This window comes from Pseudomonas sp. FP453 (genome assembly GCF_030687495.1).
In the GTDB taxonomy this organism is placed as follows: Bacteria; Pseudomonadota; Gammaproteobacteria; order Pseudomonadales; family Pseudomonadaceae; genus Aquipseudomonas.
In genome coordinates, this window is the sequence record NZ_CP117435.1 from 2,588,672 (window position 1) to 2,613,448 (window position 24,777).

18 protein-coding genes and 2 pseudogenes are annotated in these 24,777 nt (G+C 62.2%); 12 read left to right on the forward strand and 8 right to left on the reverse strand.

The window, feature by feature from the left end; all coding sequences use genetic code 11:
• Positions 1 to 7: 7 nt before the first annotated feature.
• Positions 8 to 751, reverse strand: coding sequence for a response regulator (locus PSH87_RS11625; RefSeq protein WP_305433722.1), 744 nt, complete (start codon positions 749 to 751; stop codon positions 8 to 10).
• Positions 752 to 930: 179 nt separating this feature from the next.
• On the opposite strand from PSH87_RS11625, the gene PSH87_RS11630 reads away from it, so the two are divergent.
• From PSH87_RS11630 to PSH87_RS11640, 3 genes are all read left to right on the forward strand, one after another.
• Positions 931 to 1,797, forward strand: a complete 867-nt coding sequence (locus PSH87_RS11630) for a pirin family protein (protein ID WP_305433723.1) — start codon at positions 931 to 933, stop codon at positions 1,795 to 1,797.
• A 168-nt stretch (positions 1,798 to 1,965) separates the two neighbouring features.
• On the forward strand, positions 1,966 to 3,411 hold the full coding sequence (locus PSH87_RS11635) for a mechanosensitive ion channel domain-containing protein (protein WP_124530083.1): 1,446 nt from the start codon (positions 1,966 to 1,968) through the stop codon (positions 3,409 to 3,411).
• A gap of 98 nt (positions 3,412 to 3,509) precedes the next feature.
• Positions 3,510 to 3,947, forward strand: coding sequence for a carboxymuconolactone decarboxylase family protein (locus PSH87_RS11640; RefSeq protein WP_017737301.1), 438 nt, complete (start codon positions 3,510 to 3,512; stop codon positions 3,945 to 3,947).
• A 119-nt stretch (positions 3,948 to 4,066) separates the two neighbouring features.
• On the opposite strand, the gene PSH87_RS11645 is transcribed toward PSH87_RS11640, so the two are convergent.
• The gene (locus PSH87_RS11645; RefSeq protein WP_305433729.1) at positions 4,067 to 5,833 is read right to left on the reverse strand and encodes a hypothetical protein; all 1,767 of its coding nucleotides are present in this window, start codon (positions 5,831 to 5,833) and stop codon (positions 4,067 to 4,069) included.
• A 232-nt stretch (positions 5,834 to 6,065) separates the two neighbouring features.
• Entirely contained in the window at positions 6,066 to 8,228 is a 2,163-nt protein-coding gene (locus PSH87_RS11650; RefSeq protein ID WP_305433730.1) for a TonB-dependent siderophore receptor, read from the reverse strand.
• A gap of 194 nt (positions 8,229 to 8,422) precedes the next feature.
• On the opposite strand from PSH87_RS11650, the pseudogene PSH87_RS11655 reads away from it, so the two are divergent.
• Positions 8,423 to 9,205, forward strand: a pseudogene (locus tag PSH87_RS11655) (acetoin reductase).
• Between the two features lie 129 nt (positions 9,206 to 9,334).
• Here the strand turns inward: PSH87_RS11655 and PSH87_RS11660 are convergent.
• A pseudogene (locus tag PSH87_RS11660) lies at positions 9,335 to 11,186 on the reverse strand (sigma-54-dependent Fis family transcriptional regulator).
• 299 nt (positions 11,187 to 11,485) lie between these two features.
• Between PSH87_RS11660 and PSH87_RS11665 the strand changes: the two are divergent.
• Genes PSH87_RS11665 through PSH87_RS11675 form a run of 3 tightly spaced genes read left to right on the forward strand, consistent with a single transcriptional unit; the run spans position 11,486 to position 14,609 of the window.
• Complete coding sequence (locus PSH87_RS11665) at positions 11,486 to 12,463, forward strand: thiamine pyrophosphate-dependent dehydrogenase E1 component subunit alpha (RefSeq protein WP_257781812.1); 978 nt, start codon at positions 11,486 to 11,488, stop codon at positions 12,461 to 12,463.
• 26 nt (positions 12,464 to 12,489) lie between these two features.
• On the forward strand, positions 12,490 to 13,509 hold the full coding sequence (locus PSH87_RS11670) for an alpha-ketoacid dehydrogenase subunit beta (RefSeq protein ID WP_305433732.1): 1,020 nt from the start codon (positions 12,490 to 12,492) through the stop codon (positions 13,507 to 13,509).
• Positions 13,506 to 14,609, forward strand: a complete 1,104-nt coding sequence (locus tag PSH87_RS11675; protein ID WP_305433734.1) for an acetoin dehydrogenase dihydrolipoyllysine-residue acetyltransferase subunit — start codon at positions 13,506 to 13,508, stop codon at positions 14,607 to 14,609. The genes PSH87_RS11670 and PSH87_RS11675 overlap by 4 nt, the downstream gene beginning before the upstream one ends.
• 116 nt (positions 14,610 to 14,725) lie before the next feature.
• Here PSH87_RS11675 and PSH87_RS11680 read toward each other — a convergent pair whose 3' ends face one another.
• Positions 14,726 to 15,613 (reverse strand): helix-turn-helix domain-containing protein, encoded by an 888-nt coding sequence (locus PSH87_RS11680; RefSeq protein ID WP_305433735.1) that lies wholly within the window; start codon positions 15,611 to 15,613, stop codon positions 14,726 to 14,728.
• Between the two features lie 129 nt (positions 15,614 to 15,742).
• Between PSH87_RS11680 and PSH87_RS11685 the strand changes: the two genes are divergently transcribed.
• Genes PSH87_RS11685 through PSH87_RS11700 form a run of 4 tightly spaced genes read left to right on the forward strand, consistent with a single transcriptional unit; the run spans position 15,743 to position 19,978 of the window.
• Positions 15,743 to 17,101 carry a glutamine synthetase family protein gene (locus PSH87_RS11685; RefSeq protein WP_305433737.1) on the forward strand — a complete coding sequence of 453 codons (1,359 nt, stop codon included), beginning with the start codon at positions 15,743 to 15,745 and terminating at the stop codon, positions 17,099 to 17,101.
• A gap of 24 nt (positions 17,102 to 17,125) precedes the next feature.
• Positions 17,126 to 18,214, forward strand: a complete 1,089-nt coding sequence (locus PSH87_RS11690; RefSeq protein ID WP_305433739.1) for a polyamine ABC transporter substrate-binding protein — start codon at positions 17,126 to 17,128, stop codon at positions 18,212 to 18,214.
• The gene (locus PSH87_RS11695; RefSeq protein WP_305433741.1) at positions 18,211 to 19,506 is read left to right on the forward strand and encodes an FAD-binding oxidoreductase; all 1,296 of its coding nucleotides are present in this window, start codon (positions 18,211 to 18,213) and stop codon (positions 19,504 to 19,506) included. The genes PSH87_RS11690 and PSH87_RS11695 overlap by 4 nt, the downstream gene beginning before the upstream one ends.
• 55 nt (positions 19,507 to 19,561) lie before the next feature.
• Positions 19,562 to 19,978, forward strand: coding sequence for an SRPBCC family protein (locus tag PSH87_RS11700; RefSeq protein WP_305433742.1), 417 nt, complete (start codon positions 19,562 to 19,564; stop codon positions 19,976 to 19,978).
• 129 nt (positions 19,979 to 20,107) lie between these two features.
• Here the strand turns inward: PSH87_RS11700 and PSH87_RS11705 are convergent, their stop codons facing one another.
• Both PSH87_RS11705 and PSH87_RS11710 read right to left on the reverse strand, forming a co-directional pair.
• The gene (locus PSH87_RS11705) at positions 20,108 to 21,499 is read right to left on the reverse strand and encodes a HAMP domain-containing sensor histidine kinase (protein WP_305433743.1); all 1,392 of its coding nucleotides are present in this window, start codon (positions 21,497 to 21,499) and stop codon (positions 20,108 to 20,110) included.
• Positions 21,477 to 22,160, reverse strand: a complete 684-nt coding sequence (locus PSH87_RS11710; RefSeq protein WP_003219726.1) for a response regulator transcription factor — start codon at positions 22,158 to 22,160, stop codon at positions 21,477 to 21,479. Before PSH87_RS11710 ends, PSH87_RS11705 begins: the two co-directional genes overlap by 23 nt.
• Before the next feature lie 324 nt (positions 22,161 to 22,484).
• On the opposite strand from PSH87_RS11710, the gene PSH87_RS11715 reads away from it, so the two are divergent.
• Positions 22,485 to 23,369, forward strand: a complete 885-nt coding sequence (locus PSH87_RS11715; protein ID WP_305433745.1) for a hypothetical protein — start codon at positions 22,485 to 22,487, stop codon at positions 23,367 to 23,369.
• A gap of 156 nt (positions 23,370 to 23,525) precedes the next feature.
• Here the strand turns inward: PSH87_RS11715 and PSH87_RS11720 are convergent, their stop codons facing one another.
• On the reverse strand, positions 23,526 to 24,752 hold the full coding sequence (locus tag PSH87_RS11720) for a multidrug effflux MFS transporter (RefSeq protein WP_305433746.1): 1,227 nt from the start codon (positions 24,750 to 24,752) through the stop codon (positions 23,526 to 23,528).
• Between the last annotated feature and the right edge of the window lie 25 nt (positions 24,753 to 24,777).

The window sequence follows — 24,777 nt, forward strand, 5'->3', positions numbered from 1 at the left end:
AGCCGGCTCAGGGCGTGCACTCACTGACCTCGGCCGCCAGCAGGTAGCCGCCGCCCCAGATGGTGCGCAGCAGGTCCGGCGTGGCGTCGCCCTGGGCCAGCTTGCGCCGCAGGCGGCTGACCTGGCGGTCGATGGCGCGGTCGCTGACGTCGCTGTCGGCGGCGGCGGTCAGGTCGATCAGGCGTTCGCGGGGCAACAGGCGGTTGGGGTGGTCGAGGAACACTTGCAGCAGGCGGCTTTCGGCGGTGCTGAGTTGAATCGCCGGAGTGTCTGCGCGCGTCAACGTGGCACTGGCCGCGCTGAAATGCCAGCCGGCGAACTGGTACGCGCGCGCGCCACTCGTGGAGGCGACTGGCCCGGCGTTGCGGCCCTGGCGGCGCAACACACTGTTGATGCGCGCCACCAGTTCACGCGGTTCGAAGGGCTTGGTGACGTAATCGTCGGCCCCCAGGTCGAGGCCGCGAATGCGGTCGGCGGCGCTGTCGCGGGCGGTCAGCAGGATCACCGGGGTATTGCTGCGCCGGTGCAACTGGTTGCACAACTCAAAGCCATCGCCATCCGGCAGCAACACGTCGAGCACCACCACATCGAACGCCTGGCGCTTGAGCAATTGCCACATGCCGGCCGCGTCTTCGGCGGTGCGCACCTCGAAGGTGTGGCGGCGCAGATAGGTGGCCAGCGGTTCGCGGATCTTGCGGTGGTCATCCACCACCAGCACGCGCGGTGCGACAGTTGCTGCGGCAAACGGCATTGCAGCCCTCGGTGGGTTGAGCGGGAGAGGGCGGATATTACTACGAGTCATTATCATTAACGCGGATTTGTCGTGAGGTGCCGGTATGTCGTTCCATCAGTAGAACGATCAAGGTCATTTTTGCCGTCTAGCGCATTATTGTTATCGGATTTAAGGTGTATCCACTTTGGAGGAACATCATGAAAAAACTCATCGGCATCTACACCAGTCCACGCGGCCATTGGGTCGGCGACGGTTTCCCGGTGCGCACACTGTTTTCCTACGACAACCTGGGCAAACACATCAGCCCATTTTTGCTGCTGGACCACGCCGGCCCGGCTGATTTCACCCCCACCGACGAGCGTCGCGGCGTAGGCCAACATCCCCATCGTGGGTTTGAAACCGTGACCATCGTCTACGACGGCGAGGTCGAACACCGCGACTCCACCGGCGCCGGCGGCATCATCGGCCCCGGCGACGTGCAATGGATGACCGCTGCCCGGGGCATCATCCACGAAGAATTCCACTCCGAAGCCTTCGCCCGCAAAGGCGGTGCGCTGGAGATGGTGCAACTGTGGGTCAACCTGCCGGCAGCGGACAAAATGGCCGATGCCGGTTACCAGACCATCGTTGACGGCGATATCCCCGTGCTGCCGTTGGCCAACGCTGCCGGGCAACTGCGCCTGATCGCCGGTGAATTCGCTGGCACCCAGGGCCCGGCGCGGACCTTTACGCCAATCGACGTGTGGGACCTGCGCCTCAACGCCGGCAAACCCGTGACCCTGGACCTGCACGCCGGGCGCAACAGCGCGCTGGTGATCCTGCGTGGCACGGTGCTGGTCAACGGCGAGGAAGTCGCACGCCAAGGCCAGCTGGTGTTGTTCGAACGTGATGGCAGCCAGATCAGCCTGGAGGCCAACGACGATGCCAAGGTGCTGTTGCTCAGCGGTGAGCCGATCGATGAACCGATCGTGGGGCACGGGCCGTTTGTGATGAACACCGAGCAGGAAATCCACCAGGCGTTCGAGGACTTCCACTCGGGCAGGTTTGGCCAGATGCACGATTAACCACCCCCCGCCAAACCCCTGTGGGAGCTGGCTTGCCTGCGATAGCATCACCCCGGTGTCACTGACACACCGAGGTGCCCGCATCGCAGGCAAGCCAGCTCCCACATTTCGTTTTCCAGCGTTGCCATTTCATGCGATCTTCAGCGCATTCGCCCTGGAGCCGCCTGGATGCCGTCATTTATCTCCGATCACCCGATGTTCTGCGCCCTGGCGCTGATCTTCATCGACATCGCCGTCTGGCGCCTGATCTCCGTCAACCTCGCCAACTGGAAGCTCGCCGCGCGCCTGTTGATCTTCGCGGTGTTCAGCGCCGTGCTGTTCAACGATGGCATGAACCCCATGCAAGTCGCGCCGTATGCCGACAACACCGCCTTGCACCTGGCCGCCACGGCCTTGCAGATTGGCTGGTGGCTGTTCGCGGCGCGTACGCTGACGGTGTTGCTCGGTGCGGTGATGATGCAGCGGGTCGGGCACACCGGGCGGTTGTTGCAGGATTTGCTTGGCGCGGTGATTTTCCTGATTGCGATCATCGCCGCCCTGGCCTACGTGCTCGATCTGCCGGTCAAGGGCGTGCTGGCCACGTCGGGCGCGGTGGCGATCATTGTCGGCCTGGCGTTGCAAAGCACCTTGAGCGATGTGTTCTCGGGGATCGTGCTCAATACCACCAAGCCGTACCAGCTGGATGACTGGATTTCCATCGACGGCACCGAAGGCCGCGTCACCGATATCGACTGGCGGGCCACTCGCCTGCAAACCTCCCAGGGCAGCATGGCGGTGATTCCCAACTCCCTGGCGGCCAAGGCCAAGATCATCAACTTTTCGCGCCCGGCGGATATGTTCGGCCTGGCGGTCAGCTTGCAAGTCAGCCCCCATGCGCGCCCGCAGATCGTCATCGAGGCGCTGGAGCGGGCGATGCAAGGGTGCCGGCCGCTGCTGGTCACACCGGCGCCCAGTGTCGCGTTCAAGACCAGTGCCAGTGGTGGCGTGGAATACGAGATCAGCGGTTTTGTCCCGGCCATGGCCCTCAAGCGCGAAGTGCGCAACCAGCTGTACGATTTGGCCTTCCGCCACCTGCAAGCGGCGGGGGTGAGCCTGCTGTCGGCCACCGAAGGCAGCACGCCATCGGCGATGTCCGCCGCCCGCGCCTTGCTGGAACGCTCGCCGATTTTCTCCACCCTGCGCCAGGAAGAAAAAGACACCTTCAGCCAGAACATGACCCTGCACACCTACCGCAGCGGCGAGATGATCCTGCCGGCGGGGGAGGTCAGCGATCATTTGTTTATCGTCGAGACCGGCGTGGTCTCGGTGATGCTGATCAAGGACGGCCACACGTTCGAAGCCGGGCGCATGGGGCCGGGCGAGGTGATTGGCGAGGCGGGCATCCTCTCCGACAAGGCGGCGCTGGCGGACTTTTCGGCGAAGACCTTTTGCACCCTGTACCGCATTGAAAAGGAATACCTCAAGCCGTGCCTGGACGCGCGGCATGACATTGGCGAGGCGATGAAGGCGCTGCTGGATTTCCGCCTGCATGCGGCGCAGGTGTTGACTCAGGAAGCGCCGGTGGTGCCGGTGAAGAAGGGCTTTTTGCAGTGGTTGCGCAAGCGCGGCCTGTAACGCGATTGGTCACCTGTTCTTAGCCTGAATTGGATATTCCTCCCGAGCGGTGCGGTGACTAATCTAGCCACCAATCCCCACCGTTCTGGAGTTCCACCATGCAAACCCGTACCGATTTCTACACTGCCTCCCCAGACGCCATGAAAGCCATGATGGCCCTGGAAACCGCCGTCGGCAAACTGTCCATCGAGCTGCCGCTGCTGGAGTTGGTGCGCCTGCGTGTGTCGCAGATCAACGGCTGCGCCTTCTGCCTCGACATGCACACCGCCGATGCCCGCAAGGGCGGTGAAACCGAGCGCCGCCTTTACACCGTGTCGGCCTGGCGCGAAACGCCGTTCTTCACCCCGCGTGAACGTGCGGCACTGGCCTGGGCTGAAAGCCTGACCCTGATCAGCCACACCCACGCCCCGGACGAAGACTTCAACGCCCTGGCCGAGCAATTCAGCGCCAAGGAGCAGATCGACCTGAGCGTGGCCATCGCCACCATCAACAGCTGGAACCGCTTGGCGGTGGGTTTCCGCAAGATGCCGAAGTAAGCGTTTTACCGGAAGGCGGCGGGGTCCTGGTTTTACCGGTTAGGTAAGTTGCGACCCCGCATGCGTCCGCTAGCGAAATGGCGCTGATTCAGATCGAAGTGATGGCAAGCGGCCGGTATTCAGCGCAAACCCGCAACCCGAGCGGAGAGTTGGTTCATCGTGCGGACGGCATCAATTTCGTTGTCTATGCCCAGCGGTTGACCGTCACGCGTGTATCGATGGGGGGTCGAGTAAAAGGGTATGTCGTTGCCGCCCATCACGGTCCGGAATTTCGAGTAGCCTTGATTGTACGAGCGGCTTTCCCCGCCATGTTGCACACCCATGTTATGCCCCAGTTCATGGCGCATCACCGTCGTAGGTGCGTTGATGGAGCCTACCGACAGGGTGAAATCGTTAATGGGCCCGACATGGCCCAGGCCGCCGCCGATTTCCGTGCCTTCGTAATATATTCCGTCAGCCTTTAAGTTATCCCGCATGGATTTAACCGTCTGGTCAGATCGCAGATCATTGATGGGGTCTTTCAGGTATTGCCAGTGTGACTTGGCCGGTATCTCTTTCATCGCCGTACTGCGGAATCTGAAGTTGGCGCCCGAGTTTTCAAGTGCTTCATTGGTCAGTTTTAGCCCTTCAGTCAGCCGAGTGTGCATACCTTCACCGCCCAATCGTTTGCGCGCCTTGTCACTGTAAAGTAGTAACAGTTCGATTGTTACGGTTTCCCTGGCCCACTGACCCTGCTCGTTGACTTTAAATGAAATCGTCTCGCCGGGCTTTAGCGTTTCCTTGGCCGTGCCGTAGTTGATGGTGCCGGCAAGTTCCGACTTGGACTGGATGATTATTCTGCTGCCATTTTTTGCACCGCTTGGAAGATTGATTGTGCTTTGCCAGTCCTTTGAATTTATGTCTATAAATGTTTTAGGCGTGGTCAGGTCGGGCACGTTGCCGTTATTCAATCGGGCGGCTGAATGGTAGGTGTGCGGGGCACTGAGTATTTCCCACTTTTTAGTCTTGTCGAAATACATGAAGTCATAGGTCTCTCCCGCTGCCAGCTTCATTGCCCCCGGGTTATTGATGTTGTCGGCGTCGATGGATACTGGCGTCCTGGCGCTTGACGTTACGGTAATACGATCACGATTATTTGCATGCTTGGGCAACTGAAGGTGCGCTGGCGTGTTGGTATCAGTCAGTGCAACGACAGTCTTGGGACCGTTGGGTGCTATTCGTTGTACATCCTTGCGGTCGGGTATGAAGGGCGGCTGGACCACGTCCTTCTGAGGCGGTACTGGCTGCTTGGTTTTGTTTTCGACGTGCTCGGCTTTCCAGCGACGCTCGGGAGCAGAATAGCGGAAAACCAGTTTTTCGTTTTTCCCCACAACCTGCGGTGTTACCGGATTCAGGTCCTTGCTTGTGATTGTCACACTCTTGCTGGCCGATGAGCTGAAGATGATAACGTCGTCATGGGCAGCCTTCGTCGGCAGGCTGACATGGGGTACCCAGTTATCCTGTGTCAACGAAAAAAATGTTAAGGGCGGTTGAGAGTCTGGAATTGCAGCGCCCACGTTGAATGGTGTTAGATAACTGACATTCTTGCCGCCAATGCTCCATGTATTGGTGTCGGAGTTGAATATAAATGAATACATCAGGTCGGGATGTATGGCGATTCCAGCAGGAAGATTTGTTTTTGATATATCAATTCCGGCTGCCGCGGCCTTGGCCAGTGATGTATCTATTCGATCCAGATGCCTGGGTTGTTTTGTGTTATTGGATATCTGGTTGTTAATAGGGGTGTCTTTTTTGCCGGGTGGGGTATTTGTATTGAATGTATTCCCGTAGTGCCCGGGGCGATAGAGTTGCGCAGGGTGAGTGGTGGGCCAATGTTGTCTGATCATCGTTACTCCCGTGTTGTTGTCGAGTTGTTGGATTGGGAAGTGGTCTCAAGAGCGGTTTTGAGTATAACGATGGTAAAAAGTGGGGCGAGGGGGGAAGTGTTTTGGCTTGTTTCTTTGTGGCGGGCTTGAAGCGTATTTCAGTTGGCAAGTGCGCTGCATGGCAGCGCTTGTTACTGTTTGCCGAGTTGTTTCAGATGACTAACGCCACAAGCCCGTATGAAATGTCGAAGATTTAGAAATTGACCGAGGCACTCAGGCGCGCCGTCAGCGGCGCGCCCTGGAACAGATAGTCATCGCCCATGTACTCGCCCGCGTCGCGCCAGTAGCGCTTGTCGAACAGGTTGTCGACGCTCAGGCGAAACACCGTTTCATAACCGTCCACCTTGGTCGTGTAGCGGCTGCCCACATTCACCACCGCGTAATCCCCAACCTCAACGGTGCCGTCGCGATTGGCCGATTTCTTCGCGCTGTATTGCACACCGCCCAGCACCGCCAGGCCGTTGACCCACGGCAACGCATAGTCTGCATACACGCTGGCGCGCAGCTTGGGCACGTTGATCGCCTGGTGGCCTTCGTACTCCGGGGTGCCGCTGCCGGTTACGCGTGCGCGAATGGCGGCGACACTGGTTGCGATCTGCAAGCGCTCGGTGGCCCAGCCGTTGGCTGACAGTTCCAGGCCGGTGTTCTTTTGCTCGCCTTGTTGCACGAAGGTGAAATCACCCGCGTCGTCCGGCTTGGCGTATTGGTACGCCTGGCGGGTCTGGAACACGGCGGCGGCAAAGCTGATGCGGCGCCAGTCGTATTTCACCCCGGCTTCAATCTGGCGGGAGGTCGTAGGGGCGAGGGTGTCGTCTGCATTGGTCGCGAACCACGGCGCGGTGCCACCCAGGGACAGGCCTTTGCTGTAGCTGGTGTACAGCGAGATGTTTTCCACCGGTTTGTAGATCAACGACGCCTGGGGCAGGAACACGTATTGCTGGGTGTGGCGTGTCTGGTTGCCAGTGATTCCGTCGAACGCTTTTTCATCCAGGCGCACTTCACGGCCACCGAGAATGGTTTGCCACTGCTCGTTGAAGCGGATGCGGTCGGTGACGAACAGGCCATATTGGCGACTGTCCAGGTTGCGGTGGCTGTCGTTCAAGGGTTTGTCGGTGGGCGGGAAGGTGGGTGCATCAACGTCGATATTGGTGGTGCCGATGTACTCGTTGACCGACTTGCGCTTGTCGATCACCCGGCGGAAGGCGCTGGTGCCGAAGGTCAGCTCATGGCCCAGGCCCGCGGTGTCGAACAGGCCGGTCATCGCCGCCTGCACTTCGTCATCGCGGCGGGTGTCGTCAGGGCTACGGTAGTCGTAGACGTCGTAGTCGCCTTCGGGGCTGAAGTAGTTCGGCACTTTCGCTGTGCAACTGGAGGAGCCATAGCAGCCCCAGGCAAACGAACTGTAATCGTCAATCACCACCTTGCTGCGCGCCGCACTCACGCTGCCTTTCCACTGATCACTGAAACGGTACTCAAACTTGCCGTTGAGGTTCAGCGAATCAATGCTCACCTGCTTCGACCCACTCTGGTGCCCCAGCAGCTTCTTCGGCGAAGCGCCGTGGGGCACCTCGGTGCCGCCCAGCAACTGATAACCCGGCACCGAGCGCTGTTGCTTGTCCTGGTATTCGGCGTCCAGTTGCAGCACGGCGTCGGGGCTGATGTTCCAGTCGAAGGCCAGGGACAGGAAATCGCGCTGACCATTGGCGTGTTCGACGTAGGAGTTCAAATCTTCATGGGCGACGTTGGCGCGCAGGCCGAACTGTTTTTCGCTGCCAAACCAGCCGCCGACGTCGGTGGCGATATAACCGCTGCCGCGATCATCGGTGGCCACCGTCACCGAGCGCACATCTTCCGGGCGCTTGGTCACGTAGTTGATCACGCCGCTGGGCTCGGAAATCCCGCTCTGCAAACCGGCGAGGCCCTTGAGCACTTCCACCTGCTGCTTGTTTTCCAGGGCGACGTTCTGCTCGCCGGTGATGGTGCGCCCGTTGATCTTGTAGCTGCTCGCCGCATTCAGCGAGAACCCGCGCACCACGAAGTTTTCGTAGTAGCCGATGGGTGCGTAGCTGTCGCCCACCGAGGCATCGTTGCGCAGCAGTTCGCTGAGCAGGCGCGCTTGCTGGTCCTTGATCAGCGCGGCATTGAGCACGGTGATCGAGGCCGGGGTGTCCAACAGCGGCGCTTCGTCGAAGCCACCCACCGACGCAGTTTGGCTACGCAGGCCGGACTCATCCTGGCCTTGGACGTTCACCGCCGGCAGTTCCAGCTCAGCCGCAAAGCTGCTGCCAATACTGCCGCTCAGCAGCAGGCCGAGGGCGAAACGTGAAGTGACAACGGGACGAAAACGCAAAACCATGGGGGCAGGGCCTTAAAGCGCAGGGCGGGGGGCGCATAAGCTAGGCATAAGTGCGCGCTTTTACAAGTTTTCGAGAATGGTTCGCGGCTTGAGACGCCCCGTCTCAGCCCTCACGCCAATCCCGTTGCGCCTCGACAGCCATGGCAGGGACCTGCGATAGACAAGGCTTCCCTCATCGAATGCAGGAGAGTGTCATGGCTATTGCTGGAAAAGTTGCGTTGGTCACCGGCGCCGGGCAGGGCATCGGCCGCGCCATTGCGCTGCGTCTGGCACAGGACGGTGCCGACATCGCTCTGGTGGACATCAATGGCGCCAAGCTCGAAGCCGTGGCCGCCGAAGTGGTGGGCCTGGGCCGCAAGGCGGCGGTGTTTGTCGCTGACGTCTCCAAGCTGGAGCAAGTGGTGGCCGCTGTCGAACATGCACACCAGACCCTTGGCGGCTTTGACATCATCGTCAACAAACGCCGGGGTGGCGCAGATCGATTCGCTGCTGGACGTGAGCCCGGAGCAAGTCGAACGCACCCTGGGCATCAACGTGCAGGGCGTGCTGTGGGGCATCCAGGCCGCCGGCAAGAAATTCAAGGCGCTCAAGCGCAAGGGCAAGATCATCAATGCCTGTTCCATCGCCGGCCATGAAGGGTTTGCGCTGCTCGGCGTGTACTCGGCCACCAAGTTTGCCGTGCGCGCGTTGACCCAGGCCGCGGCCAAGGAATTGGCGAGCGCGGGGATCACCGTGAATGCGTACTGCCCGGGGGGGTGGTGGGCACGGATATGTGGGTCGAGATCGACAAGCGCATGGCTGAGATTACCGGTGCCGAGATTGGCGCGACGTACAAGAAGTACGTGGATGGCATTGCGTTGGGCCGCGCGGAGACGCCGGAGGATGTGGCGGGGTTGGTCTCGTTCCTGGCGGGGCCGGATGCGGATTACATGACGGGGCAGGCGCCACTGATCGACGGCGGCCTGGTCTACCGCTGATAAGGCAGGGTCTACTCGGTCTAATGTGGGAGCTGGCTTGCCTGCGATAGCGGTGGGTCAGCTTGCCTATTTGGCACTGATACTCCGCTATCGCAGGCAAGCCAGCTCCCACATGTTGATCCCATTGTGTCAGGTGGTTTTGTTGGGCATGTCGATGCCCAGTTGATTGACTCGGCGGTACAGGGTTGCTCTTGAGATCCCCAACGCCTGCGCGGTCGGCAAAGGCTTCCAGCGATGGCGAATCAACGCATCCAGGACTATCTGCCTTTCGGGGGCTCACGCGCTCTTCAACCAACGCTTCTCGCTGCTCCCCACGCACCTCCACCGGCAAATCCGCCACCTGCACCGTATCGCCCTCACACACCGCGCTGGCATACGCCAGCACATGCCGCAGTTGTCGCACATTGCCCGGCCAGGCGTAGCCCAGCAGCAACTCCAACGCGGCGCTGCCGATACCTACATGGCGTGCTTCCTGCTCCAGCAACCGATTGATCAGCGCCAGCTTGTCCGTGCGCTCACGCAACGGCGGCAGGCAGAAGCGTGCGCAGCCCAGGCGAAAGTACAGGTCTTCGCGAAAGCGGCCTTCACCGACCAATACCGCCAGGTCCCGGTGGCTGGCGCAGATCACCTGGATATCCACTGCACGCGTCTTCGCCGCGCCCAGCGGGGCCACTTCGCCCTCGGCCATCACCCGCAGCAGGCGCGTCTGCAAGGCCAACGGCATGTCGCCGATTTCATCGAGGAACAAGGTGCCGCCATCGGCCTGCACCAGCAGGCCCGGCATGCCTTTGCTGGAGGCCCCGGTAAAGGCGCCGGCGACATAGCCGAACAGCTCGCTTTCAATCAGGTTCTCGGGGATCGCCGCGCAGTTCACCGCCACAAACGGCCCGCTGCGCCGGGCGCTGCGCTCATGCAGTTGGCGGGCGAACACTTCTTTGCCGGCGCCGGTTTCGCCCTGCACCAGCACCGGCAGGTTGCGGTCCTTGACCCGTACGGCCAGGCGCAGGTGTTCTTCCACTCGCGCATCGACCTGCGGCGCCAGCGCGGTGCGTGTCGGTGTACGACGGGGCGCGTTGACGCGTGCGTGCAAGGCGCCAGGCTGCGCCAGCCAGTGCAATTGCTGGGCGGATTGATCGGTCACCGCGCGCAACGCGTCGAGGTCGAACACCTCGCCGATATGCGCCGGCACTTGGCCAAAGCGCAGGCGCAGGGCCTGGCGTGCCTTGCTGTTCAAGGCATGCAAGCGGCCGTCGCGGTCCCAGGCCAGCAACAGGTCCGGTTGGCTGTCGACAAAGCCCGGCGTGCTGTGGGCCTGCAACACCCAGTGCTCGCGGGCGCTGTGCATGAAGAAGGCGTTTTCGATGGCTTCGGCACTTTGCGCCACCAGCTGGCGGACCAGGTGCTGGCTGCGCCGGTCATCCGGGGATTTGAGTGCGGAGGCGTCCATCACCCCGAGCAGGTTGCCCTGGGGATCGAAGATCGGTGCGGCGGAGCAGGTCAGGCCGATGAACGCCGCGCGAAAGTGGTCGCGCTTGTGCACGGTCACGGCGGCCTTGCTGGTGAGCACCGTGGCCACGCCGCAGGTGCCTTCTTCGGCTTCCGACCAACAGGTGCCGAGGTACAGGCCGGCCTTGCGGCAGTCGGTGCGGATCGCGGTGTCCACGCGGTGGTCGATGGTCTGGCCCTGGGCGTCGGTGAGCATCACGCAATAGTCGGCGTGGCGCACGCGATGGTGCAGTTGGCCGACCGCCTCGCCGGCGATGCGCATGAACAGTTCGGCGCGCTCGCGGCATTCCTTGAGCAAGGGTTCGCTGAGGATGCGTGGCCCCTGCAAGGAGCCGGGGTCGAGGTGGTGTTGCTCCATGGAGCGCCGCCACGAATCGAAAATCAGCGACGGCACCGGCGCCTGGGGCAGGCGGTCGGCATTGCGGACCACGCGACTGACGCAGTCGACGTGTTCCCTGGAGTTCGCGGCGAGCATAAGGCCTCCGGTTCTCGATCTTTGTTGTTATGCCCGCCATTAAGCGCGCATGGGTCGCGCGGGACAAGTCTGGCCTGACCAACTGCCCCAGCTGAGACGCCGCGTCTCACCGCGCCTGAGACGCGGCCTGTGCGGTGCAATGCCGCGTCTCATTCTGCGGTGCCGTGCCGCACCACCACAACTGCTCTGGATCAAGGCTTTGCGAGGTTTTTCCGGGCCTTGGCACAGGCTGTGCTGAAGGCCTTGTAGCTGAACACGATCAGCCTTTTGTGTGTCGAGACAACCTGGAGAACAACAAGATGTCCACTCACCTGTCCACCGATCAATTGCTGCATGCCTACACCGTGATGCGCACCATCCGTGATTTCGAAGAACGCCTGCACGTGGAATTCGCCACCGGCGAGATCCCCGGTTTTGTGCATCTCTATGCTGGCCAAGAGGCCAGCGCCGCCGGGGTCATGGCCCACCTCAACGATGACGATTGCATCGCCTCCAACCACCGTGGCCACGGCCATTGCATCGCCAAGGGCGTGGATGTGTTCGGCATGATGGCCGAGATCTACGGCAAGAAGACCGGCGTGTGTGGCGGCAAGGGCGGCTCCATGCACATCGCCGACCAGGAGAAGGGCATGCTCGGCGCCAACGGCATCGTCGGTGCCGGCGCACCGCTGGCGGCGGGCGCGGCGCTGGCGTCCAAGCTCAAGGGCAGCCAGGGCGTGGCCGTGGCGTTTTTTGGCGACGGTGGCTCCAACGAGGGCGCGGTGTTTGAAGCGATGAACCTGGCCGCGATCATGAAGTTACCGTGCCTGTTCGTCGCCGAAAACAACGGTTATGCCGAGGCCACCGGTTCCGGCTGGTCGGTGGCGTGCAAGGACATCGCCGAGCGTGCCGTGGGCTTTGGCATGCCGGGGGTGATCGTCGATGGCAATGACTTCTTCGCCGTGCACGCCGCCCTCGGCGTTGCCGTCGAGCGTGCGCGCACAGGCCAGGGGCCGACGTTGGTGGAAGTGAAGTTGAGCCGTTTCTACGGCCACTTCGAGGGCGATGCGCAAACCTACCGTGGCCCCGATGAAGTGAAAAACCTGCGGGACAGCGCCGACTGCCTGGCGCTGTTCCGCCAGCGTTGCAGCGCCGAAGGCTGGTTGGACGCGGCGCAGTTCGAACGCATCGACAGCGAAGTCGCGCAGTTGATCGAAGACGCCGTGCGCCGCGCCAAGTCCGATCCCAAGCCCCAGGCCGCCGACCTGCTCAGCGATGTCTACGTCGCCTATCCCTAATAACAACAAGCTCTGGAGAGAATCTTATGGCTCGCAAAATCAGCTACCAGCAGGCAATCAACGAAGCCCTGGCCCAGGAAATGCGCCGTGACCAAAGCGTGTTCATCATCGGCCAGGACGTCAGCGGCGGCACCGGTGCCCCGGGCGAACAAGACGCCTGGGGCGGCGTGCTCGGCGTGACCAAGGGCCTGTACCCGCAGTTCCCCGAGCGCGTGCTGGACGCGCCGTTGTCCGAGGTTGGCTATGTCGGCATGGCGGTCGGCGCGGCCACCCGTGGGATGCGCCCGGTGTGTGAATTGATGTTCGTCGACTTTATCGGCTGCTGCCTCGACCAACTGCTCAACCAGGCGGCCAAGTTCCGCTACATGTTTGGCGGCAAGACCACCACGCCGCTGGTAATCCGCGCCATGTACGGCGCCGGCCTGCGCGCGGCGGCCCAGCACTCGCAGATGCTCACCTCGATGTGGACGCACATCCCCGGCCTCAAGGTGGTGTGCCCGGCCACGCCGTATGACGCCAAGGGCATGCTGATCCAGGCGATCCGTGACAACGATCCGGTGATCTTCCTCGAACACAAGATGCTCTACAGCTTGCAAGGTGAAGTCCCGGAAGAGCTGTACACCGTGCCCTTCGGCGAAGCCAACTTTGTGCGCGAAGGCCAGGACGTGACCCTGGTGACCTACGGGCGCATGGTGCACATCGCCCTGGAAGCCGCCGCCAACCTGGCGCGCCAGGGTATCGACTGCGAAGTGCTGGACCTGCGCACCACCAGCCCGCTGGACGTCGACAGCATCCTCGAAAGCGTGGAGAAAACCGGTCGGCTGGTGGTGATCGATGAGTCCAACCCACGCTGTTCCATTGCCACCGATATCAGCGCCTTGGTCGCCCAGCAGGCGTTCTCTTCCTTGCGTGCGCCGATTGAAATGGTCACCGCGCCGCACACGCCGGTGCCGTTCTCCGATGCGCTGGAAGACCTGTACATCCCCAACGCCGCGAAGATCGAGGCCGCCGTGCTGAAGATCGCCGACAAGAGGAATGCCGCATGATCCATACCCTGACCATGCCCAAATGGGGGCTGTCGATGACCGAAGGGCGCATCGATATCTGGCTCAAGCAACCCGGCGACCGGGTGGAGAAGGGCGAGGAAGTGCTGGATGTGGAGACCGACAAGATTTCCAGCAGTGTGGAAGCGCCGTTCAGTGGCGTGCTGCGCCGCGTCTTGGCGCTGAGCGATGAGACCTTGCCGGTGGGCGCGTTGCTGGGGATTGTCGTTGAGGGTGAGGCGTCTGAGGCAGAGATCGATGCCGTGATCGAAGGCTTCAATGCCGGGTTTGTCGCCAGTGCGGCCGAAGCCGAAGCATCGGGGCCCAGCGCGCAAAAGGTCGAGATCGGCGGGCGTCTGCTGCGCTATCTCGACCTAGGCGAGGGCGGCACGCCGCTGGTGCTGGTGCATGGCTTTGGCGGCGACTTGAACAACTGGCTGTTCAACCAACCGGCGCTGGCTGCCGAGCGGCGGGTGATCGCCCTGGATCTGCCGGGGCACGGCGAGTCGGGCAAGCAGCTGCACAGCGGCGATGCTGGCGAGTTGAGCCAGGCCGTGTTGGACCTGCTCGATCATCTCAAGCTGGACCGCGTGCACCTGGCGGGGCATTCCATGGGCGGCTTGGTTTCCCTGACCGTTGCCGACCAGGCCCCCGCGCGCGTCGCCTCGCTGACCCTGATCGCCAGCGCCGGCCTCGGTGCGGACATCAACGGCGAGTACCTGCAAGGGTTTGCCGAGGCCAGCAACCGCAACGCCCTCAAGCCGCAACTGACGCAGCTGTTCAGCGACCCCGCATTGGTGACGCGGCAGATGCTGGAGGACATGCTCAAGTTCAAGCGTTTGGAGGGGGTGGATCAGGCGTTGCGCCAGCTCAACGGCGCGTTGTTTGCGGGCGGGCAGCAGGCGCAGGATTTGCGCCATGTGGTGGGGCGTCAGCCGAGTCTGGTGATCTGGGGCAGTGATGATGCAATCATCCCGGTGCGGCATGCGCAGGGGTTGGAGGCGCAGGTGGAGGTGCTGTCGGGGCAGGGGCATATGGTGCAGTTGGAGGCGGCGGAGCAGGTGAACCAACTGATGGCCACCTTCCTCAAATCCCAAGCCTGACAAAGCTCTAAATGTGGGAGCTGGCTTGCCTGCGATAGCGGTGGGTCAGCTTGCTCATTGGGCACTGATACACCGCTATCGCAGGCAAGCCAGCTCCCACAGTTTTTGACTGCATTTCAACCTTGGCGTTTCAGGGTTTCGCTGGGCAGCTCTTTGAACAACGCCCGATAGCTGTTGGAAAACCGCCCCAAATGCCAGAACGACCAGTTCATCGCCACCTCGGCCACCGTTGTGTCAGCACCGCTCAACAACTCCCGCCGCGCCCCATTCAACCGGCGCAACCTTAACCACTGCGCCGGGCTCATCCCGGTGTAGGTCTTGAAGCCTTGCTGCAACTGGCGCAACGGCACGCCGGCAATCTGCGCCAGTTCCAGCAGGTTGACGGTCTCGTCCGGTGCATCCGCCGCCCATTCGCCGATGCGGGCCATCAAGCGGCGTGCTTCGCTGCGCTTTTGCAACGAGCTGCGGTCCAGGCCGACGCAGGCGTTGTCGAGGATAAACAGGCAGTCGTCGAGCAGTTGCTGGGTGAGGCTGACGGGGTCGCTCACGGTGGCCATTCGCGTCAGCGTGCCACTGAGCCAGCGGGTGAACAGGGCATTTTGCTGGCCGCTCAGCGGGGCCATGAACAGGCCTTCCAGCTTCGCCACATCGAGGCCCTGGCGCTGCACGAACTGCGGGCCGAACACCACGGCCACTTCGCGGTAGTTTTCCGGGGTGATCCAGGTGTTGCGGCTTTCGCCGTTGAGCATATACAGCGCGTTATCGCTGCCGTCGAAACAGAACGCCAACGACCCCGGCGGCGCGTTGAAATGCTGCTCCACCCGCGTGTTCATGCACTCTTCGTACACCTCCACGCCCTGCAGGTCGAGGTAGCGGATCTGCCCGGCAAAATGCCCCGGGGACATCTGCTGGTACTGCTGCACCCAACCGGGTGTGGCGCTGCATTGGGCGGCCACATCACCGGTGGTGAAGGCCTGGACGCGAGAGGCGGTTGCCTGGGTCATGGGAGATCCGTGCGCACTCTATTGGTGCGTTGTGGTTCGTGCAAAGTGGATAGATGCGCTTCGAAGGCCGGCCCAAGATAGACCTCAATGCGCCGGCAATACAAGCCGGGCAACCCTGCCGAGGTCCTTATGAACGCCCCTTTCGATCAGCTGTCCGCCTGGCTGAAAGAACACAAGATTACCGAAGTCGAATGCGTGATCAGTGATTTGACGGGCATCGCCCGCGGCAAGATTGCGCCCACCAACAAGTTCCTGCATGAGCGCGGCATGCGCCTGCCGGAAAGTGTGCTGCTGCAAACGGTGACCGGGGATTTCGTCGACGACGATATCTACTACGACCTGCTGGACCCGGCCGATATCGACATGGTCTGCCGCCCGGTGGCCAACGCCACCTACGTGGTGCCGTGGGCTATCGAGCCCACCGCGATTGTGATCCACGATACCTTCGACAAGCAGGGCAACCCCATCGAGCTGTCGCCGCGCAACGTGCTGAAGAAGGTCTTGCAGTTGTACACCGAGCAAGGCTGGCAGCCGATTGTCGCGCCGGAAATGGAGTTCTACCTGACCCAGCGCTGCGAAGACCCGGACCTGCCGCTGAAAACCCCGGTAGGCCGCTCCGGCCGGGCGGAAACCGGGCGCCAGTCGTTTTCCATCGACGCCGCCAACGAATTCGACCCGCTGTTCGAAGACGTCTATGACTGGTGCGAAGCCCAGGGCCTGGACCTCGATACGCTGATCCACGAAGACGGTCCGGCGCAGATGGAAATCAACTTCCGCCACGGCGACGCCCTCGACCTGGCCGACCAGATCACCGTGTTCAAGCGCACCCTGCGCGAGGCGGCGCTCAAGCACAACGTTGCGGCGACCTTCATGGCCAAGCCGGTGGCCGACGAGCCCGGCAGCGCCATGCACTTGCACCAGAGCGTGGTGGACATCGCCACCGGCAAACCGGTGTTTGTCGACGCCGAGGGCAAGATGAGCGAGCTGTTCCTCCACCATATCGGCGGCCTGCAAAAGTACATTCCCAAGCTGCTGCCGATGTTCGCGCCCAACGTCAACTCGTTCCGCCGCTTCCTGCCGGACACTTCGGCACCGGTCAACGTGGAGTGGGGCGAAGAAAATCGCACCGTCGGCCTGCGGGTGCCCACCTCCAGCCCCGAGGCGATGCGCGTGGAAAACCGCCTGCCCGGCGCCGATGCCAATCCGTACCTGGCAATTGCCGCTAGTCTGCTGTGTGGCTACCTGGGGATGATCGAGAAGATCGAGCCGAGTGCGCCGGTGGAAGGCCGCGCCTACGAGCGGCGCAACCTGCGCCTGCCGATCACCATTGAGGACGCCCTGGCGCGCATGGAGGAGTGCGCCACGGTCAGGCACTACCTGGGCGACAAGTTTGTGCGCGGCTACGTCGCGGTCAAGCGCGCCGAGCATGAGAATTTCAAGCGGGTGATCAGTTCCTGGGAACGTGAGTTCCTGCTGTTGAGCGTCTAAAAAATCCATAAAAGGGGTGTCGATATGCGTCTTGTGCACAAGCTTCTCCCGCTGGCCCTGGTGGCTGCATTCAGCAGCACCAGCCAGGCGGCGCCGACGGTCAGTATCTATAACTGGACTGACTACATCGGCGAGACCACCTTGGCCGATTTCCAGGCCAAGACCGGAATCAAGCCGATCTATGACGTGTTCGACTCCAATGAAACCCTGGAGGGCAAGCTGCTCGCCGGGCGCACCGGGTATGACGTGGTGGTGCCGTCCAACCACTTCCTCGCGCGCCAGGTGAAGGCCGGCGCATTCCTCAAGCTGGACCGTGCGCAGTTGCCGAACTTCAAGAACCTTGACCCCAAACTGCTGGCGCTGCTGGAGAAGAACGACCCGGGCAATGCCCACTCCGTGCCCTATTTGTGGGGCACCAACGGCATCGGCTACAACGTCGACAAGGTCAAGCAGGTGCTGGGCATCGACCATATCGACTCGTGGGCGGTGCTGTTCGAACCGGAGAACATCAAGAAACTCAACCAGTGCGGCGTGGCCTTCCTTGATTCGGCGGATGAGCTGTTCCCGGCGATCCTCAACTACATGGGCAAGGACCCGCGCAGCGAGAACGCCGAGGACTACAAACAGGCCGAGGCCAAGCTGCTGACGCTGCGCCCGTACATCACCTATTTCCATTCCTCCAAATACATCTCGGACCTGGCCAACGGTGATATCTGCGTGGCCTTCGGTTATTCCGGCGATGTGTTCCAGGCGGCCAACCGTGCCAAGGAAGCCAAGAACGGGGTGAATATTGCGTATTCGATCCCCAAGGAAGGCTCCAACCTGTGGTTTGACCTACTGGCCATTCCTGCCGACGCGAGCAACCCGAAACAGGCCCACGCCTTCATCAACTACCTGCTGGACCCTGAGGTGATCGCCAAGGTCAGCGCCTCGGTGGGCTACGCCAACGCCAACCCGGCGGCCAAGGCCTTTATGGACCCGGAGCTGGTGAACAACCCCGAGGTGTATCCGTCCCAGGACGTGCTCGACAAACTCTATATTTCCACCACGCCGACCCCGGCGACCATGCGCCTGATGACCCGCGCCTGGAGCAAAGTGAAGACCAATAAATGATGCAGTCCAGTGACCACGCCCAGTCCTACTACCGTGCTTCGGCGCATGCCATGCCCGAGCGCCCGGCGTTGGGCGGCGACCTGAGCGCCGATGTGTGCGTGATCGGCGGTGGTTTCACCGGCGTGAATACGGCCATCGAACTGGCCCAGCGCGGGCTCTCGGTGATCCTGCTGGAGGCCCGGCGTATTGGCTGGGGCGCCAGCGGGCGCAATGGCGGGCAGTTGATACGCGGCATCGGCCACGATGTGTCGGGGTTCGCCAAGTATGTGGGCGAGGAGGGTGTGCGCTACCTGGAGCGGGCCGGGATCGAGTCGGTGGCGCTGGTGGGGGAGCGTATTCGCGCGCATGGCATCGACTGCGACCTGCGCTGGGGCTTTTGTGAGCTGGCGAATACGCCGGCGCAATTCGCTGCATTCAAGGGGGAACAGGAATATCTGGCGGCGATGGGATATGCCCATGAAACCCGCCTCGTCGGTGCAGAGGATATGCCGCAGGTCGTGGGTTCGACGATGTATGCCGGGGGGCTGGTGGACATGGGGGCCGGGCATCTGCACCCGTTGAATCTGGTATTGGGCGAGGCGCAGGTGGCCGAGTCCCTCGGCGTGCGGATTTTCGAGCACACCGAAGTGTTGGAACTGGTCCACGGCGACACCGTGCAGGTGCGCTGCACCGCTGGTACCGTACGGGCCAACAGCCTGGTGCTGGCGTGCAATGCGCACCTTGAAGAACTGGAACCGCGCCTGAGCGGCAAGGTGCTGCCTGCGGGCAGCTACATCATCGCTACCGAGCCGTTGCCGCAGGCATTGGCGAATGAACTGATCCCGCAGAACCTGGCGCTGTGCGACCAGAAAGTCGGCCTGGATTACTACCGCCTGTCCGCCGACCGCCGCCTGTTGTTTGGCGGCGCCTGTCATTATTCAGGGCGTGATCCGGCCGATATCGCCGCGTATATGCAGCCGAAAATGCTTAAGGTATTCCCGCAGTTGGCAGGTACCGAAATCGCCTTCCAGTGGGGCGGCAAGATCGGCATCACCGCCAACCGTTTCCCCCAGGTGGGGCGCTTGCAGCAGTACCCCAATGTGTTCTACGCCCAGGGTTACTCGGGTCACGGCTTGAACGTGACCCACTGGTGCGCACGCCTGCTGGCCGAAGCGATTCATGCCGGGCACAGCCAGGGCCTGGATATTTTCAGCCAGGTGCCGCACATGACGTTTCCCGGCGGCAAGGTGTTGCGCTCGCCGCTGCTGGCGTTGGGGATGTTGTGGTATCGGGTGCGGGAGTTGATGCATTGAAGCGCCGGCCGTGGCAGGCTGGGCGACGTTTTCCTATGACTTTTGGAGATTTGACGTGCCAACAGCATCCGCAGTAATTGAAATCCCGGTATCCGCTGACAAGGTCTGGGCATTGGTCGGCGGCTTCAACGACTTGCCGAAATGGCTGCCGCTGATCGCCAAGAGCGAGCCGAGTGAAGGCGGGCGCCTGCGTCACCTGACGACCGCCGACGGTGGCGAGATCGTCGAGCGTTTGCAGACCTTTGACAATGTGGCGCGCACCTACAGCTACACCATTGAGCAATCACCGTTTCCGGTGAGTGCCTACCTGGCGACGTTGCAGGTTGAAGCGTTGACGGATGCGTCGGCGAAGGTGACCTGGTCGGGTGTGTTCACGCCGGTGGAGGGTGTGACGGATGCGGCGGTGGAAGAGCTGTTTGCCGGTGTCTACAAAGGTGGGGTCGAGGCGCTGCGGGCGAATTTCCCGGCCTGATTTGACACACAGCACATCTGATGTGGGAGCTGGCTTGCCTGCGATAGCGGTGTATCAGTGCCCTATGAGCAAGCTGACCCACCGCCATCGCAGGCAAGCCAGCTCCCACAGGGTTTTGTGGTGTTTGGGTTACTCGGGCATCAGTTGCTGCCGGCATTCGAGCACCAACCGTGCACCGCCGCTCGCGCTGCTGCCCACTTCCAGCTTGAACCCGTGCAGGTTGATGATCGCCGCGACAATCGACAAGCCCAAGCCAAACCCGCCTTGCTGGTCGTTTTCATCCACGCGATAGAAACGCTGGAACACCGCGTTGCGTTCGGCTATCGGGATGCCCGGGCCGGAGTCGTGTACTTCGATGCGCGTGCTGCCGGCGTCGTTCACGGCGCGCAGGATCACTTCACCGCCGGCCGGGGAGAACTTGATCGAGTTGCTCAGCAGGTTGGCCAGGGCTTCGAACAGCAGGGCGCGGTCGCCGGTAATCCAGGGCAGGGATTCCGGGGTGTCGAGCACCAGTTGCAGCTCGCCTTCTTCGGCCAGCGGCAGGTAGAAATCATGCAGTTCGCGCAGCAGCGGCAGCGGGTCCATCACCAGGAAACCCGAGCGACGCTGGTGGTCTTCCAGCTCGGAGATGCGCAGCAAGCCGCGAAAGCGCGCCATCAGGGTGTCGGTTTCGGTAATCGCATCGTCCAGTTTTACCGCGTAGTGGGAGTCCTGTTCGGCCTCTTGGCGGATGCGGTAGAGCTGCGCGCGCAGGCGGGTCAGCGGGGTGCGCAGGTCGTGGGCGATGTTGTCGCACACGCCCTTGACCTCGTTCATCAGCTTTTCGATGCGGTCGAGCATGGCGTTGACGATGGCGGCGAGCATGTCCAGTTCGTCACGCCGGTTCGACAGTGGCAGGCGGTGGGTCAGGTCGCCGGCGACGATGGCCTCGGCGCTGGCTTGGATGCCGCGAATGCGCCGCAACGGGCGGCGGCGCAGCAGGTGCCAGCCGGCGGCGCCGGGGATGATGGTCAACGACAGCGCCCACAACAGCGCATGCCAGATGATCCGAGTCACGCCAAACAGCGAACCGTTGGCGCGCACCAGCACCAGCCAGCGGCCGTCGTCGGTGTGGGTGGCCACGGCGTCGCAGCTGTCCTTGGGCAACTTGGGGTCGTCGGAGTCGACGCAATTGGCCAGGGCGTGGATCTTGCCGTCCAGCGGCAGGTCGGGCGGCACGGCGCGGATCGGCCCGCTCAGCGGGTTGAATTGTTCGTCGAACAAGCCGTAGGCGTCCACGCCCTTCATGTCGAAGGTCATGCTGGTGGTCAGCGCTTCCACCAGTTCCTCGCCGTCGAAGCGCTGGAACAGGTGCTGGCGCTGCATCAGCGAATGGCGCGAAAGGTCGCCCAGGTAACCCGACACCTCGTAATACAGCACCCCCATGAGGATGCAGCTCCAGGCCACAAACAACGAACTGTAGAGCGCCAGCAAGCGGCTGCTGGAAGAACGCCAGCCCTTAGAGGGGTTCAGCAATGACATAACCGGAACCTCGTACCGTGCGGATCAGCGGCGTGAGGCCCGGTGGATCGATTTTCTTGCGCAGGCGCCCGATGTGCACGTCGATCAGGTTGGTGCCAGGGTCGAAGTGGTAACCCCAGACTTCCTCGAAGATCATCATGCGCGAGAGGATCTGCCCGGTGTTGCGCATGAGGAATTCCAGCAGCTTGTATTCAGTGGGCAGCAGGCTCAGCGGCTGCTCGGCACGGCTGGCTTCGCGGCTGATCAGGTTGAGTTCGAGGTCGGCCACGCGCAGGGCGGTCTCGAATTCCTTGACCGTGCTTTTGCGCCGCAGCAGCACTTCGACGCGGGCGGCCATTTCATCGGAGGCGAAGGGCTTGGTCAGGTAGTCGTCACCGCCGGCGCGCAGGCCGCGCACCCGTTCGTCCACGTCGGAGAGGGCGCTGATCATCAGGATCGGTGTCGACACACCGATGGTGCGCAGGGTGGTCACGATGGCCAGGCCATCGAGTTCCGGCAGCATGCGGTCGAGGGTGATCAGGTCGTAATCGCCGCTCACGGCGCGGACCAGGCCTTCGCGGCCGTTGTCTACCCAATCTACGTCCAGTCCATGGCTACTCAGCTCGGCGACGATCTCGCGGGCTGTTACGGCGTCATCCTCGATGGTCAAAATGCGGGTCATAGGATTACCTGGTGAGCGATTCACACTAGAAGTGCGGGCATTTTGCCAAGAAATGCCTGAACGCTTCCTAAATTAAACTTCATGTTGGCAAAACCACCACCATTTATGCCCCACCGCCGATCCCACAGGTCCTGTGTCTGGCTGGAGGTTGCAGAACGCCTGCCTGGAAGGGTGTGTTCTTGCAAGTTGCATGGTCCTAGGAAGTTCAAGTTATTTAAGTTATTGAAAATGCTAGGTATTTAACTTTCAGGCGACTGGCATGGTGCCTGCACTGTCACTCCCGAGACATGTAACACCATTTTTCCTGCCGGGAGCAAAACAACAATGATCACATCCTCATCCACGCTACAAGAATCGAGCGCGCGCTCCGGGGTTTCCTGGGGGGCGATCTTTGCCGGGGCGGCTGCTGCGGCGGCGTTGTCCCTGATCCTCGTGCTGCTGGGCTTCGGCCTGGGCTTTTCGGCGGTGTCGCCGTGGGCCAACAGCGGTATCAGTGCCAAGGGACTGGGCATTTCCACGATTATCTGGCTGGCCTTTACCCAGATCGTCGCGTCGGGCCTGGGTGGTTACATCGCCGGCCGGTTGCGGGTGAAGTGGGCCAATATGCATGGCGATGAGGTGTACTTCCGTGATACCGCCCATGGCTTTCTGTCCTGGGCCGTTGCCACGCTGGTGGCGGCAACCTTGATCGTCGGCTCCGTGAGCAGCGTGGTCGGCGGCAGCGTGCAGGCGGGGGCCAGCGTGGCCTCGGGTGTGACCCAGGCCGTGGGCACGGCGGTAAAGGGCGATGACTTCGGCTACTACGTCGACAGCCTGTTCCGAGATGACCGCCCGGTGGCCGTCAGCGATGATGCCGCTCACGGCGTGGTTGCACGTATCTTCGCCCGTACCCTGAGCAACGATGGCCAACTCGCTGCCGAGGACCGCGCCTACCTGGCCCAGTTGATCAGCCAGCGCACCAACCTCAGCCAGGCGGATGCCGAGGCACGTATCGACAAGGTGTATGGCGACGCCCGTAAAGCCGTCGAAGACGCCAAGCTCAAAGCCAAGCAGGCCGCGGATACCGCCGCCAAAGTGGCCGCCTACACAGCGCTGTGGACCTTCATTGCCCTGCTGATCGGCGCGTTCTTTGCCAGCTTCGCTGCCACCTACGGCGGTCGTCGTCGTGATGCAGTGGTGTATGTCGAAACCGAACACTTTGTCCGTTAATTCAAGGAGAACATCATGCGCTCGATACTGCTTTTTTTCCTCGGTGTGCCTATCCCGGTCATCATCTTGATCGCCATCTTCATGCACTAAACCTGAGTCTGGCTCGGTCCCCTGTGGGAGCGGGCTTGCTCGCGAATGCGGTCTGTCAGTGACTTATCAGTTGACTGGCACACCGCCTTCGCGGGCAAGCCCGCTCCCACATTTGGTTTTGCGCAGCATCAGCCAACCTGTGACCAGCAAGGTGCTTGCGGCGACAGTCATGATCACCAAGGGAGTTGGGGTGCCATCGGACAACAACCCCGTCGCCCAACTGCTCAATGCTGTCAAAAACATCTGGGTAAAAAAGAACAGCCCCGACGCCGTCCCCGCAATCGCGCCATACGGCTGCAACACCGCCAGCTGACAGGCTGGAATCACCATCCCTACCGACACCATGATCACCACCATCGGCAACACGATCGCCAGCCATTCACCCGGCAACACGGCGGTCGCCGCCGCGAGCATCAGGCTGCCCAGCACATTCAATGCGATGGCACCTGCAATCAACCGATCCGGCTCGAACCGCAGCACCAACCGGCGAAACAGATTCGCCCCCAGCATGTAGCCGCTGATGGTCGCCGCAAACACCAGCGCATAAGCCGTGGCAGACAGGCCATAGCCCCGTTGCAACAACGCCGACGACTCCGCAATGAACGGGAAATACGTGCTGTACACGCAGCCAATGGCCAGGGAATAGCGCAGGAAATAACGGTCGCGCAGGAGCTGACCGTAGATGCGCAACAGATTGCTCGGCGGCGCGGCGGCGACGGCAGGCGGACGGGTCTCGGGCAGGCGGCGAAACACCACGAGGCACAGCACGGCACCGATCACCCCCAGCAGCACAAACAGTCCACGCCAGTTGATGAACGGCAGCATCAGGCTGCCCAGCACCGGCGCGGCCATGGGTGACACGGCCATGGCCATGGAGATCAGCCCCAGCAAGCGCGCCTGCTCGTGACGGTCGAAGTGATCACGCACGATCACGCGGCCGATCACCGTGGTGCAGCAACCGCCGAGGGCCTGGAACAACCGGGCGATGATCAGCACCGTGAGGCTGTCGGCCAGGGCGCAGGCCACGGTCGCCACTACGTACAGCAACAGCCCGGCCAGCAGCACCGGGCGGCGGCCGAAGCGGTCGGTGAGCGGGCCGGCGATCAGCAGGGAAATCGCCGAGCCGAGGGTGTACAGGGTCAGGGTCAGTTGCAGTTGGCTGTCGCTGCTGCGGAAGTGGTCGGCCATGGCCGGCAGGGCGGGCAGGTGCAGGTCCAGGGTGATGCGCGGCAGGGCGATCAGCACGGTCAGCAGCACCAGCCAGAACCCGGTGGAGAGGGCGCGTTGGGTCATGGGAAGTTTCTTCGCAAGGGGTAGG